10 protein-coding genes and 1 pseudogene are annotated in these 13972 nt (G+C 73.9%); 6 read left to right on the top strand and 5 right to left on the bottom strand.

Annotated features, from left to right (window positions below):
* Nucleotides 1-19 precede the first annotated feature (19 nt).
* The 5 genes from PV796_RS08075 to PV796_RS08095 form a co-directional block, all read right to left on the bottom strand.
* A complete protein-coding gene (locus PV796_RS08075; RefSeq protein ID WP_274912240.1) occupies nucleotides 20-1417 on the bottom strand; it encodes an NADP-dependent succinic semialdehyde dehydrogenase in 1398 nt (465 codons plus the stop codon).
* 508 nt (nucleotides 1418-1925) lie between these two features.
* Nucleotides 1926-3167 (bottom strand): MFS transporter, encoded by a 1242-nt coding sequence (locus PV796_RS08080; protein WP_274918908.1) that lies wholly within the window; start codon nucleotides 3165-3167, stop codon nucleotides 1926-1928.
* Between the two features lie 124 nt (nucleotides 3168-3291).
* Entirely contained in the window at nucleotides 3292-4440 is a 1149-nt protein-coding gene (locus PV796_RS08085; protein ID WP_274918909.1) for an amidohydrolase family protein, read from the bottom strand.
* A 47-nt stretch (nucleotides 4441-4487) separates the two neighbouring features.
* On the bottom strand, nucleotides 4488-5873 hold the full coding sequence (locus PV796_RS08090) for a glutamine synthetase family protein (RefSeq protein ID WP_274912241.1): 1386 nt from the start codon (nucleotides 5871-5873) through the stop codon (nucleotides 4488-4490).
* Between the two features lie 79 nt (nucleotides 5874-5952).
* Nucleotides 5953-8016, bottom strand: a complete 2064-nt coding sequence (locus tag PV796_RS08095) for a SpoIIE family protein phosphatase (protein WP_274912242.1) — start codon at nucleotides 8014-8016, stop codon at nucleotides 5953-5955.
* Between the two features lie 205 nt (nucleotides 8017-8221).
* Here PV796_RS08095 and PV796_RS08100 point away from each other — a divergent pair, with 205 nt between their 5' ends.
* The 6 genes and pseudogenes from PV796_RS08100 to PV796_RS08125 all read left to right on the top strand — a co-directional run bounded on the left by PV796_RS08100 (nucleotide 8222) and on the right by PV796_RS08125 (nucleotide 13949).
* Nucleotides 8222-9241 carry a TetR family transcriptional regulator C-terminal domain-containing protein gene (locus tag PV796_RS08100; protein WP_446750572.1) on the top strand — a complete coding sequence of 340 codons (1020 nt, stop codon included), beginning with the start codon at nucleotides 8222-8224 and terminating at the stop codon, nucleotides 9239-9241.
* Between the two features lie 182 nt (nucleotides 9242-9423).
* A complete protein-coding gene (locus tag PV796_RS08105; protein ID WP_274912243.1) occupies nucleotides 9424-10323 on the top strand; it encodes a 3-keto-5-aminohexanoate cleavage protein in 900 nt (299 codons plus the stop codon).
* A gap of 206 nt (nucleotides 10324-10529) precedes the next feature.
* Nucleotides 10530-11486 (top strand): annotated as a pseudogene (locus tag PV796_RS08110) (3-hydroxyacyl-CoA dehydrogenase NAD-binding domain-containing protein); the annotation flags it as partial.
* 472 nt (nucleotides 11487-11958) lie between these two features.
* Complete coding sequence (locus PV796_RS08115) at nucleotides 11959-12387, top strand: thioesterase family protein (RefSeq protein WP_274918910.1); 429 nt, start codon at nucleotides 11959-11961, stop codon at nucleotides 12385-12387.
* A 501-nt stretch (nucleotides 12388-12888) separates the two neighbouring features.
* Complete coding sequence (locus PV796_RS08120; RefSeq protein ID WP_274912244.1) at nucleotides 12889-13218, top strand: DUF427 domain-containing protein; 330 nt, start codon at nucleotides 12889-12891, stop codon at nucleotides 13216-13218.
* Between the two features lie 179 nt (nucleotides 13219-13397).
* A complete protein-coding gene (locus PV796_RS08125) occupies nucleotides 13398-13949 on the top strand; it encodes a DUF309 domain-containing protein (protein ID WP_446750573.1) in 552 nt (183 codons plus the stop codon).
* Nucleotides 13950-13972 lie beyond the last annotated feature (23 nt).

Here is a 13972-nt window from a genome sequence, read left to right on the forward strand (position 1 = left end):
GGCCGCGGTGCGTGGCGGGTCAGTCCTCGGGCCCGTACCACAGCGTGGTCATGTTGCAGAACTCCCGGATGCCGTGGCCGGAGAGCTCCCGGCCGTAGCCGGAGCGCTTGGCACCGCCGAACGGCAGGCCGGGGTGGGAGGCGGTCATGCCGTTGAAGTACACCCCGCCGGCCTGCACGTCCCGTGCCAGGCGCTGCTGTTCGGCGGCGTCCCGGGTCCAGGCGTTGGAACTGAGGCCGAACGGCGTGTCGTTGGCGAGGGCGACCGCCTCGTCGAGGTCCGCGACGCGGTAGAGCGTGGCGACCGGTCCGAACGCCTCCTCGTGGTGGATCCGCATGTCCGGGGTGATGCCGGTGAGCACGGTCGGCTCGTAGAACCAGCCGGCGTGCCGGTCCGGCGGGCGGCGGCCGCCGCACAGCGCCCGGGCGCCCCGGTGGACCGCGTCGTCGACCAGCTCCTCCAGGTCGGAGCGGCCCTGCTCGCTGGAGAGCGGGCCGACGTCGGTGTCCTCGTCCATCGGGTCGCCGACGGTCAGCGCGGCCATGCCCGCGGTGAACCGCTCGGCGAAGGCGTCGTGGACGGCGTCGTGGACGATGAACCGCTTGGCGGCGATGCAGGATTGGCCGTTGTTCTGGACCCGGGCGGTGACGGCGACCCGGGCGGCCTTGTCGAGGTCGGCGGAGGGCAGGACGAGGTAGGGGTCGCTGCCGCCGAGCTCCAGGACGGTCTTCTTGACCTCGTCGCCGGCGGTGGCGGCGACCGCGCGGCCGGCGGGTTCGCTGCCGGTGAGGGTGGCGGCGGCGATCCGCGGGTCGCGGAGGATGTCCTCGACGGCGCCGGAGCCGATCAGCAGGGTCTGGAAGCAGCCGTCGGGGTAGCCGGCGCGGCGGAACAGCTCCTCCAGATAGAGCGCGGTCTGCGGCACGTTGGAGGCGTGCTTGAGCAGCCCGGTGTTGCCGGCCATGAGAGCGGGTGCGGCGAACCTGACGACCTGCCAGAGCGGGAAGTTCCAGGGCATCACGGCGAGGACGGTGCCGAGCGGGCGGTAGCGCACCACGGCGCGGGCCGCGCCGGCGTCCCGGACGTCGGCGGGGTCGGGCCGTTCGTCGGCGAGCAGCGCCTCGGCGCGGTCGGCGTACCAGTGCATGGTCTTGACGCACTTGGCGGCCTCGGCGCGGGCCTGGGCCAGCGGCTTGCCCATCTCGGTGGTCATGGTGCGGGCGGTGTCGTCCCGGTCGGCTTCGAGCAGATCGGCGGCGGCGTGCAGGAGTTCGGCGCGGCGGGCGAAGGACGTGGTGCGGTGTTCCTGGAACGCCTGGTCGGCGCGGACCAGGCGGTCCTCGATCTCGCCCGCGTTGAGCGCGTCGAAGGTCTTGAGGGTCTCGCCGGTGGCCGGGTTGACCGTGGCGATGGCCATGAGCGGCACCTCCTCGCGGGGTGGTGGAGTGGCTGGGGCGGGGCCCGGTGCGTCACGGGCGTCGGGCGGGCGCCCGGGTGAGCGGCCCGGGGGCCGGGGAGGGCTCCGGGACCGGGTCGGGGTCCGGCCCGGGCGGGCGCGGCACCGGCGACGGTTCCGGCGGGATCGGATCGGGCGGCCCCGGGGGTTGGGGCGGTCCGGGGAGCGGCTCCGGCGGGACGGGCCCGGGCGGCGGTTCGGGGACCGGGCCGGGCGGGGGCTCCGGGACGGGGCCGGGCGGTGGGCCTCCGGGGTCCGGGGGGACCGGTGGGGGCTGCCGGTCGAGGTCGGGGGTGCGGTCACGGCGGACGAGCGGTTGCCGCTGCACGGCGGGCCTCCGGATCAGGACGAACGGTGTCTATAGGTGCCCCCGTACCCGAGTCTGGCCCGTCCATGGCCCCGGCGCACGGCGGGTTCCGGCGCCCGGTCGGTCCGGTGGCGGGGACGGACCTGCCGGGCGCCGCGGGGGTCACGGCTGCGGGTCGCGGGCGTCGTACCGGGCGAAGGCGCGCCGGCCGAGCCCGAGCGCGGTGACGACCAGGAGGCAGGCCAGTCCGCCGCCGATCACCGCCGCGGCCGGCGAGGTCAGGTCGGCCGCGGAGCCGGCGAGGAAGTCGCCGAGCCGGGGGCCGCCGGCGACGACCACGATGAAGACGCCCTGGAGCCGGCCGCGCATCTCGTCGGGGGTGGCGGCCTGGAGCATGGTGCTGCGGAACACCATGGAGACGGTGTCCGCGCAGCCCGCGACGGCCAGGAAGAACAGGCCGAGCCACAGGTGTGGGGAGAGGCCGAAGGCGGTGACGGCGGCGCCCCATGACGCCACCGCGAGCAGGATCGCCAGGCCGTGCCGGCGGATGCCGCCGAGCCAGCCCGAGAACAGGCCGCCCAGGACGGCGCCCACCGCGGGCGCGGCGACCAGCAGGCCGACGGTCTTGGCGTCGCCGCCGAACCAGAGCGCGGCGATCGCCGGGAACAGCGCGCGGGGCTGGGCCAGCACCATCGCGGCCATATCGGCGAAGAACGTCATCCGCAGGTTGGGACGGGTGGCCAGGAAGCGCAGGCCGTCCAGGACGGAGGCGCGGCGGGTGGGCCCGTCGCCCTGGCCGGGCCGCATCGACGGCAGCCGCCACATCGCGTAGAGCGAGACGCCGAAGGCGGCCACGTCGATGAGGTACGCCGCCTGGTAGCCCCACAGGCCGACGATCAGGCCGCCCAGCATCGGGCCGCCCATCAGGCCGAGGTTGGAGGTGAGCGACTGCAGGGCGTTGGCGGCCGGCAACTGCTCGGTGGGCAGCAGGCGGGGGATCATCGACGAGCGGGCCGGCGAGTTCATCGCGAAGCAGACGGCCTGGAGGGCGACGACGGCGTAGAGCAGCCAGACCCGGTGGTAGCCGGCGAGCGCCGCGGCGGCCAGCGTGACGGACATGACGGTGGCGCCGGTGGCGCTGGCCAGGCCCAGTTTGCGGCGGTCGACGGTGTCGGCGATGGCGCCGCCGTAGAGCCCGAAGACGACCAGCGGGATCAGCGAACACAGGCCCACCAGGCCGACGGAGAAGGTGGAGCCGGTGATCGCGTAGACCTGGAGGGAGACCGCGAGCGCGGTCATCTGCTGGCCCAGCCAGGAGACGGTGTTGCCGCACCACAGGCGGCGGTAGTCGGGGGAGGTGCGCAGCGGGGTCAGGTCGACGAAGATCCTGCCGCGCAGCGGTATTCGGGGCTTTTCGCCCTTTCCGGCCCGGTCATCGGCCGGCGCGTCAGAGGTAGTTGTACGTGGCACGCGGCAGTTAACCACGCCGCGCGGCCACGATGGAATAGGCGGACCGGCCCGGCACCCCTTACTTCCCGTTCCCCGCCCCGTCGTTGACGCCCGCCAGCCCGTAGACCCGGCGCGCCGTACCCGCCGCGATCATCGCCGCGACCCGCCGGGCGTCCGCCGCCGACCAGGCCCCGGACGCCACCCAGCCGCCCAACACCTCCCCCAGCGCCACCCGGAACAGCGCGCTGCCCACCGCGTACAGCTCCGGGAGCCCGTAGGCGTCGGTGGAGAACAACAGCTTCCCGAACGGCGCCAGTTCGAGGAACTCGGCGAGCACGGCGGTGGCCCGCGGGCCGGTGTGCGTCAGCGACAGCCCAACGTCGGCGTAGACGTGCGGGAAGGCCCCGGCGAGGTAGGCGGCCTGCCGGTGGTACGGGTAGCCGTGCAGCAGCACCAGGTCGGTGCCGGTGTCCGCGGTGGCCCGGACCAGGTCGGTGAGGAGCGCCGGGTCGGCGTGGTCCAGCCGCAGGTCGGGATCGCCGAAGCCGGTGTGCAGTTGAAGCGGGCGGCCGGTGGCGACGGCGAGTTGGACGAGGTGGCGCAGCAGGACCGGATCGGTGAGCCGCGGGGCGCCCGCGCCGAGCCAGGTGCGGACCGCGGTCCGCACCACGTCCGGGCCGGGCGGCCGGGGGTCCAGGGCGAGGCCGTGCCGGTAGGCGGCCACCGACTTGAAGGCGACGGCGGTGCGGGCCGCGGCGCGCACCGCGCGACCGAGAGCGTCCACGAACTCCCCGGCGCGCGCGGCCCGTTCACTCCCCCGGTAGTCGGCCGCGACGCGCTCGGCCAGCGCCTCCAGCCGCACCACCTCGTGGCCGGCGCCACCGCCCGCGGCCGCGGTCTCGTCCGGCCCGGTGAGGTCGCCGGGCAGCCCGGTGTCGACGAGGTACGCGCCGATGCCGGTGGCGGACAGCAGCCGCCGCCGGGTCTCGGCCGGGCCCAACTCGCGGCGGCGGGCGAGGTATTCCTCGGGCGGGCAGTGCGCGGGCAGGTCGAGCAGCGGCGGGCACCAACGGCGGACCGCGAAGCCGGTCTGGGTGTCGAAGTACGTGGTGCCGGCCGCCGGCGGCCGGTCCGACTCGGTGAGGAACGCGGCGAACGTCCCGGCGTCCGGGGCGTACCGGATCACGCCGTGGCAGTGGTGGTCCACCAGCGGCGGCAGTCCGTCCAGCACCGGGGCGCCGGTGTCGCCGACCGGCCGCGGCGCGTCGGCGGCGCTCACCAGCGCCAACGGGTGGCCGCGGCGATCTGGGCCGGCTCCCACTCCGCGAAGTGCGCCTCCTCGGCGCGCCGCACCGCGAGCACCGCGCCGTGCAGCACCTCCCCCAACGCCTCCCGCAGCGGCGTCGACTTCTCGAACCGGTCGGTGGCCTCGGTGAGCGTGGCGGGCAGCCGGACGATGCCGCGCCGGGCGCGCTCGCGGACGCCCAGGATGCCGGGGTCGCCGGTCTGCGGGGCGGGGAGTCGGGCCCCGGTGTCGATGCCGTGCAGCCCGGCGGCGATCACCGCGCCGACGGCGAGGTAGGGGTTGGCGGCGGCGTCGAAGGTCTTGACCTCGGCGTGTCCGCCGTCGGGGTCGTCGGGCGCGCCGGTGACCAGCCGCAGCGCCGCCTCACGGTTCTCCACGCCCCAGCACTGGTACACGCCGGCCCAATGGGAGGGCAGCAGCCGCAGGTAACTGGCGGGCGAGGGGCAGCTGATGGCGAGCAGGGCGGGCAGCGCGTCCAGCACCCCGGCGAGGAACGACGCCGCGTCGGGCGCCAGGGCCCCGTCGGCGCCGGCGGCCCGGTGCAGGCTCGCCCCGTCGCGGCGGAGGCTGAGGTGGAGGTGAGCGCCGTTGCCCACCTCGCCGGCGACGACGGACGGGGCGAAGGAGGCGCGCAGCCCGTGCCGGGCGGAGACCGCGCGGATCGTCTCGCGGACCAGGACCACCTCGTCGGCGGCGCGCACCGGGTCGTGGGGCGCGGTGCTGACCTCGAACTGGCCGGCCGCGTACTCGGGATGGATCTGGAGCACGTCGACGCCCTGGACGAGCAGCGCCTCGGTGACGTCACGGAGGTAGTCGGAGAGCTCCACGACCCGGGCCATGCCGTAGGCGGGGCCGACGCAGGGGTAGTCGAGCGCGTCGGCGTCGGCGGCGGGGCCCTGCGGGGCGCGGGCGAGGACCCACTCCGTCTCGAAGCCCATCCGCAGGTCGAGGCCGGCAGCCGCGGCCCGGTCGGCCATCCGGCGGGCGAACAGCCGCTGGCAGGCCGGGTGCGGCTGCCCGAGCTGGTCGTAGCGGTCGACCGGCGCCCAGGCCCAACCGGGCTGCGCGGCCAGGGTGGTGAGCCGCTCCAGGTCGGGGAAGAGCCGCAGATCGCCGTCCGGACCGCCGAGGTGGTCAGAGGCGGCGATGGCGTCGTCGGAGGTGAACACGTCGAAGACCGGCGACATCCCCACGCCCCGCTCGACGACGGCCGTCAACCGCCGGGCCGGCACGGCCTTGGCGCGGGCGATGCCCGCATTGTCCACCCAGGTCAGCGCGATGTTGCCGACGCCGTCCGCGTCGAGTCGCGCCGCCAACTGGCGGGCGCCCTCGCGCTGTTCCGCCCGCGATCCCATAGAGCAGTCCTCACTTGGCCGTGCCGATCCCTCGGCGCCCGCGCCCGCTGCGTTCCGGGGGCGGCCAGCGCCTCCCCGGTCAGGGGCAGTTGAACTCGCACCATACGCACTTTCCACCGCCGCGCGGTTCCACTCCCCACACATCCGCCAGCCGGTCGACGAGCAGCAGGCCGCGGCCGGAGACCCCGGACTCGCCCGGTTCGCGGCGGCGCGGCAGACTGCTGGCCCCGTCCTCTACCTCCAACCGCAGCCGCCGTTCCACCCCGTGCGGCATCCGGAGGCTGACGACCGCCTCGCCGTCGGTGTGCAGCAGCGCGTTGGTGATCAGCTCGTCGGCGACCAGTTCGACCTCCTCGGCGCGGTCGCCGGCGCCCCAGGCGCGCACCGCGGCGCGGATCATGTGGCGGGCGGAGGACAGCGCCGCCGGGTCGGCGGGGGCGACGTGTTGACGGAGGCGGCCCGCCGTGTCGTGCTCGGGCGGCCCGAGTCGACGCAGCAACAGCAGCGCCATGTCGTCCTCGCCGCGCCGGCCGTCCACCGACTCGCAGAGCCGGTCGGCGAGTTGCTGGACGTCCGACGGCCCGTCGCGGACCTCCCGGGCCAAGTGCGCAAGCCCCGCGTCCAGATCGGCACCCGGCTCCTCCACCAGGCCGTCCGTGCACAGCACCAGCGTGTCACCCGGCGCGAGGTGCACGGTGGTCACCGGGTAGTCCAGCAGCCGGAATTCGGAGGAGAGACCCAACGGCAACCCGCCGGCCACCGGCAGCCGCCGACAGATGCCCTCGGCGTGCCGCACCATCGGATCGAGGTGACCGGCCCGCACGAACCGGGCGGCGCCGGTGGCCAGATCGGCGTCGACGTACGTACAGGTGGCGAAGCGGTCGGTGTCGAGCTCGTTGAGGAACGCGGAGGCGCGGGCCACCACGGTCGCCGGCGCGTGCCCCTCCGCGGCGTAGGCGCGCAGCACGATCCGCAACTGGCCCATGAGCGCGGCGGCCTGGGTGTCGTGCCCCTGGACGTCGCCGATGACGGCGGCGACCCGGCCGTCCGGCAGCGGGATCACGTCGTACCAGTCGCCGCCGATGTCCCGGCCCATCCGGGCGGAGCGGTAGCGGACCGCGATCTGCGCCTCGACGACGCCCGGGATCCGGCGCGGCAACATCGCCTGCTGCAAGCCGGCCGCGATCTCGTGCTCCTGGTCGTAGAGCATCGCCCGGGCCAGGCTCTGCGCGATGCTGCTGCCCAGCGCGACGAGCACATTGCGCTCCTGGTCGGGGAAGTCGGTCTCGCGCTCGAAGAACAGGCCGATCACCCCGATCGGACGCCCCTGGGCGATCAGCGGCAGATACGCCCCGGAGCCGACGTTCAACGGCTCGACAGCCGGCCACAGCCGCGGGTAGGCGTCGTGGAACTCGGCGCGGCTGCCGACGAACCGCGGGGTCAGGGTCCGCACCACCTCGCTCATCGGGAACTCGTCGCCGACCCGGGTGTACTCCAGGTCCGGCACGTAACTGCCCGCCCGGCCCTCGGAGACCAGCCGGATCCGGCCGGCCTCGACCAGGCCCAGGATGACGTTCTCCGCGCCCAGCCGGCTCAGCCCCTCGTCGCCGGCGAGGACGCCGATCACCTCGCCGACCGTGCGGGCGTGCGCCAGGGCGGCGGTGGTGCGCTCGACGATGCTGGTGTGCCGCCGGCGCTCCTCGGTGATCGCGATCCGCTGGGCGGCCTGGGCGTACTCGTCGGTGGCGTCCCGGACCACGCCGATGACCCGGCGGGGACGGCCGGTGGGGTCCCGGCGGATGCTGCCCTGGGCGTGCGTCCAGCGCAGTGCGCCGTCGCGCAGCCGGACCCGGAAGTAGGCGCCGTAGGAATGGCTGCCGTCCTTGAGCGCCCGGGTCACCAGCGCCTCCAGCCGCGCCGCCTCGTAGTCGGGCACCCGGCAGCCGAGCGTGGCCGGGCGGTCGTCGTACTCCCCCGGGCGGAGGTCGAAGACCTCCAGCGCGGGCGGGTCCAGATGCATCAGCCCGCTGTCGAGGTCCCAGTCGAAGCCGCCCATCCCGTTGAGGGCCAGCATCAGGTCCGGGTGGGCGGGCCAGTCGTCCGGCACCGACACGGTGGGCCGCTGCGCTCCCCGGTCAGCCATGCCGTCACTTTGCCACATTCACCCGTATTGCGGCTTGTCCAGTGCCCCGGACGCAGCCCGCCGCACCCCACCCACCCCATCACTGACTCAAGCATCAGCAATCCCGCAACACCCTCCCTCATACCCACACAGACCAGCAGCTTCCCGCCTCCCGCCCTCTCGCATCCGTTGCGATGTTCTCAACACCCTGTTAGCGTCCCCGGCCATGGACGCAGACCCCGGCGGCCGGATCGCCGACGACACCGGACAGGTCACCGACCGCGTCCGGCAGGTGATCGCCAGGCTCGGTTGCAGCCACCGCGAGTTCGCCCGACGGATCGTGATGGACCCCTCCAAGCTCTCCAGATCGCTGGGCGGCACCCGGCGCTTCGCCCTCGCCGAGATCGTCCGGATCGCCGACATCGGCGGGGTCGACACCGGCTGGCTGCTCGGCGCCCCGGAACGCCCCGCGGCACCGCCCGGGCGCGGCCCGGCCCCGGTCCCCGAAGGCGGCCGCCCGCTACAGATCGTCCGGGAGACCGTCCGGCTGATCGCCGAACACGGCTTCCACGCCGTACGGGTCGCCGACATCGCCGCCGCCTGCGGCACCAGCACGGCCGCCGTCCACTACCACTTCCCCGGCCGCGACGAACTGCTGGAGGCGGCCGTCCGCTGGTGCATGGACGAGGACACCGACCGCCGCGCGGCCGGACTGGCGAAGGCCCCCGACGCCCGCGCCGAACTGCTGCACCTGATCGCCCTCCAGACCCCGCGCACCGCACAACAGCGCCGCCAGTGGCTGGTCTGGCTCGACCTGTGGGCCCAGGCCGCCCGCGACACCGCCGTGGGACGCCTCCACGAGCACTACTACCGGCAGTGGCGCACCACCGTCGCCGACGTCCTCCGCCGCGGCATCGACCAGGGCGTCTTCCGCCCCGTCGACCCCGACGTCACCGCCCTCCGCCTCACCGCGCTCATCGACGGCCTGGCCACCCAGGTCCTGGCCACCGCCCCGGACAGCACCACCCCGGGCACCATGCATGCCGCGCTGTTGGCTTTCGTGGACAACGAGTTGGGGTGTGGCGGGAAGGGCGAGGCCGTCGACTCCGAGGGGGACGACTCCGCGACCACCGACGCCGACGCCCCCACTGCCGACGACACCGCTGCCGACGACACCGCTGCCAACGACACCGCTTCCGACAGCGCTGCCACCGACTCCCCTTCCGCTGCCCGACGACGTGCATGACGCCCCGACGACGTGCCTGACGCTGCCGCCGGGGCGGGCCGGCTGCGGGCCAGCTACGAGCCGGGCAATCGGACGGCGCCCGTCGGGCGCCGTGGCGTCCGGGCCCCTCACCCCAGCCACACCCCGGGGAATCACCAACCACCCCCTCGCCCCTCACCCGCCCCTCCTACCGAAGGGATCCCATGACCACCGCCCCCACCAACGAGGTCATCATCACCTGCGCCCTGACCGGCGCCGGTGACACCGTCCGCCGCTCCCCGCACGTCCCCGTGACGCCCGAGCAGATCGCCCGGTCCGCGGTCGAGGCGGCCACCGCGGGCGCCGCGGTGGTGCACATCCACGTGCGCGACCCCGAGACCGGCGAACCGTCCCGCGACCCCCGCCTCTACGCCGAGGTCGTCGACCGCATCAAACAGACCGGCACGGACGTCGTCATCAACCTCACCGCCGGCATGGGCGGCGACCTGGTCATCGACCCCGAGCGCCCGCTCACCCAGCTCCCCGGCACCGACCTGGTCAGCGGCCTCGAACGCCTTCCGCACGTCGAGGACCTGCTCCCCGACATCTGCACCCTGGACTGCGGCTCCCTCAACTTCGGCGACGGCTCCACGCTCTACGTCTCCACCCCCGACATGCTGCGCGCCGGAGCCAAGCGGATCCAGGAACTCGGCGTCCGGCCGGAGTTGGAGATCTTCGACACCGGCCAGCTCTGGTTCGCCAAGCAGTTGCTCGCCGAAGGTCTGCTGGACGACCCCACCGTCTTCCAGTTGTGCATGGGCATACCGTGGGGCGCCCCGGCCGACCCCGGCGTCCTCCAGTCGATGGTGCACATGCTGCCCGAGGGCGCCGAGTGGGCCAGCTTCGCGCTCGGCCGGATGCAGATGCCGTGGGTCGCCCAGTCGATCCTGCTCGGCGGCAACGTCCGCGTCGGCCTGGAGGACAACCTCTACCTCAGCCGCGGCGTCAAGGCCACCAACGCCCAACTCGTCGAACGCGCCGTCCAGATCACCGAACTCCTCGGCGCGACCGTCGCCACCCCGGACCAGGCCCGCACCCGCCTGGGCCTGAAGCCCCGCGGCTAACGCACGCACACGGAGGCACCAACGGGCGGGCGCCACACAACCCCACGGTGACGAGCGGACCGACACCACACCTGTCCGCCCGTCACCACTCGCCCCACCACCATCAGCCACTTCACGCCCCGCGCCCCACGCACTTCGCATACCGCACCCTCCCCTCCCCTCCCCTCCCCTCACAACTTTCCGCATTCCGCGCAGGAGGCAGCCCCATGCCCTACACCCCCTCCACCACCCCCGAAGCCGCACGTCGGGTGGCGTGCATCGGCGCCGGCGTCATAGGCGGCGGCTGGGTCGCCCACTTCCTCGCCCGCGGCTACGACGTCACCGCCTGGGACCCCGCCGACGACGCCGAGGAGAAGCTGCGCCGCCTGGTCTCCGCCGCCTGGCCCGCCCTGGAACAACTGGGGCTCGCCGAGGGCGCGTCCCAGGACCGGCTGACGGTCGTCCCGACCCTCGCCGAGGCCGTCGCCGACGCCCACTTCGTCCAGGAAAGCGCCCCGGAGAAGCTGGAGTTGAAGCGCTCGCTCCTCGCCGAACTGGACGCCGCCACGCCCCCCGGCGTGGTCATCGCCTCCTCCACCTCCGGCTACCCGATGACCGACATGCAGACCGAGGCGGCCGACCCGTCCCGCCTCGTCGTCGGCCACCCCTTCAACCCGCCGTACCTGATCCCGCTGGTGGAGGTGGTCGGCGGCACCCACACCGCCCCTGAGGCCGTGACCTGGGCATCCCGCTTCTACGACCTCGCCGGCAAGTCGGTCATCACCATGGACCGCGAACTCCCCGGCTTCATCGCCAACCGCCTGCAGGAGGCACTGTGGCGCGAGGCGCTGCACATGGTCGCCAACGGCGAGGCCACGGTCGAGGACATCGACGCCTCGATCACCGAAGGCCCGGGCCTACGTTGGGCGTTCATGGGTCCCTGTCTCACCTTCGCACTGGCCGGCGGCGAGGGCGGCATGGCCCACATGCTCGACCACTTCGGGCCCTCCCTGAAGTCCCCGTGGACCCGCCTGGAGGCCCCCGAGCTGGACCGGGAACTCCGTGACGCCATGGTCGACGGCTGCGCCACCGCCGCCGGCGACCGCACCTACGCCGACCTGGTAGCCGAACGCGACCAGGGCGTCATCAACGTCCTCCGCGCCACCGGCCGCCTCCCCCACCAAGCCCCCCGCCCCACCACCCACCCCAACAACCACGCCACCCACAACAGTTCCGACGGTGCCACCGGCTCCCATGACTCCGACGGCTCCAACGGCCACGCTGGCCTCGACGCTCATGCCGCACCCAGCAGCCACACCGGCCTTGGCATCCACGCCGTACCCGACAGCCATGCTGTCCTCGGCATCCACGCCGTACCCAGCAGCCACGCCGGCCTCGACACCCACGCCGCACCCAGCAGCCACATCAGCCTCGACACCCACGCCGTACCCAACGGCCATGCCGACCCCGCTGCCCACACTGCCCCCGCCGTCCGCACCGAGCCCGATAACCAGACGGGCCCCAACACGCCTGGGAGCCCGGTCTGATGAGCACCGCACCAACCACCTCCGGTGGGGCCCCCTCCCCCCTCCCCCACCCCCCCCCGCCCCCCGCCCCTCTCTCCCGCTTTTCCGGCAGGCCGTCCAGGACGAGTGGATTGACTACAACGGCCACCTCAGCGAGGCGTACTACGTCCTGGCCTTCGGCTTCGCCACCGACGCCCTGATGGACGCGATCGGCCTCGACTCCGACTACCGCGCACGCACGGGCTGCTCGCTCTACACCGTCGAGGCTCACGTCCGCTATCTCGACGAGGTCCCCCGCGGCAGCCAACTGGCCGTCCGCACCACGGTGTTGGGCGTGGCCGCGAAGAAGCTCCGCCTACTCCACGAGATGTACCGTTGCGCTCCCTCCGGTGCTCCCTCCGGCGACCCCGTGGCCACCGAGGAACTCTTCGCCCTCCATGTGGATCAGGACCAGGGGCATGCCGTCCCGTTCCCCGACGCCACCCTTGACCGGCTCGCGGCCCTCACCACTCCGGCCCCGGACTGGGCCGGCCACGGTATCCGCCCGGTCGGCACCTGATCACCAGGAGCCCGCGCCCCGCACCCCCACCGACGGCGGCCACCGACCGGCCCCGAAGGGCACGGCGCCGGCGGCGCCCGCCGCACCGACACCGGTGAGCGCCGCTCCACACCCGCGACACTCCAGCAGCAATCCGTCACGGAGAGCGCACCGGGGCTCCTGCACCAGCCCCGGTGCGGACTCACGTCCGCACTCGCACTCCCGCCCCTAGCCATACTCGCGCCCTTACGCGCACCCACCCTCACGCCCCACTTCACGTCCAGATTCACATTCCGGTTCACGTCCAGATCCCTTCCCTTAGATCTCTTTCGAAGCCGTCCCCGAGAGCCGCCGCACCCGCCGAGGCGCCCCCTCCCGTTCGCGAGCTTCTCTGCCTCTTCGCGAGCTCTGCTTCATACTGTGCCGATCTCGGGGCTCGACGGCTTCGGGGATCTCCCTGAAGCCGTCCCGGATGCGACCCTGAGGTAGTAACCATCCGCTTCACGAACGGAGATCAGGGTTATGTCCACAGAAGGTCACCGCATCGAGGTCAAGCCGGGCACCGAGCCCGTCCGGGTCGTGGTGAACGGGCAGGTGCTGGCCGAGAGCCGGCGACCGTTGCTGCTCTTCGAGACCGGCTATCCGGTGCGCTACTACCTGCCGCCGGAGGACGTCCGCACCGATCTGCTGACCCCGTCGTCGACGCACACGGTCTGCCCGTTCAAGGGCACCGCGTCCTACTGGTCACTCGAACAAGGCCCTGAGGACATCGCCTGGGCCTACCCCGAGCCGCACGCCCAGGTCGCCGAGATCAAGGACCATCTGTGCTTCTACGAGGTGCAGTTGGGATAGCGACGGTGACCGGCTCCGACGGCCAGATGGTCCGGCAGCCAGGCGGCGAGGCAGCCCTGCATGCATGCACGCACGCGACCATGCGGGCAGTGGAGTCCCCGTGGCCGTCGGAGCCCCCGGCCTACTCGTCCCCGCCACCCCACCACGCCTCCGGCCCCTCGCCCGCGCACAATCGAAGGGTGAACACCTCCGAGAACCCCCGCCACTCCGCCCGTCCCGAGGAGGGCAGCGCCCCCGTGTCCCGTTCCCGTGATCGCGATGAGCAGGGCCGGGCCCGGAATGCCCGGCCGCGGGACGGGCTCGGGCGGCCGTTGCCCTACGGTGCGCCGGGGGTCGCCCGGCAGCCGGAGGGGGTGCCCCGCACACCGGACGAGGCGCTGGTCGAGGCGCAGCGGCTCCTGGATGCCGGGATGCCGTTCCATGCGCATGAGGTGCTGGAGGACGCCTGGAAGGCGGCTCCGGAGTCTGAGCGGGAACTGTGGCGGGGGCTGGCGCAGCTCGCGGTGGGGTTGACGCATGCGGCGCGGGGCAATGCCGCGGGCGGTGCGGCGCTGTTGGGGCGCGGGGCCGCGGCGCTGGAGCCGTATGCGGCGGCTCCGTACGGGATCGACGTCGCCGGGTTGTCGGCGTGGGCGCGGGAGTTGACCGGCCGGCTCGCCGCGTCCGCGGAGGACGCGGCGGCCGGCCCGGTTTCGGCGGCCGAGGAGGCCCCGCGGTTGCGCGGCCGGTAGGCGGTCGCAGGTCGCCGGCCGGG

Source organism: Streptomyces sp. WZ-12, assembly GCF_028898845.1.
In the GTDB taxonomy this organism is placed as follows: Bacteria; Actinomycetota; Actinomycetes; order Streptomycetales; family Streptomycetaceae; genus Streptomyces.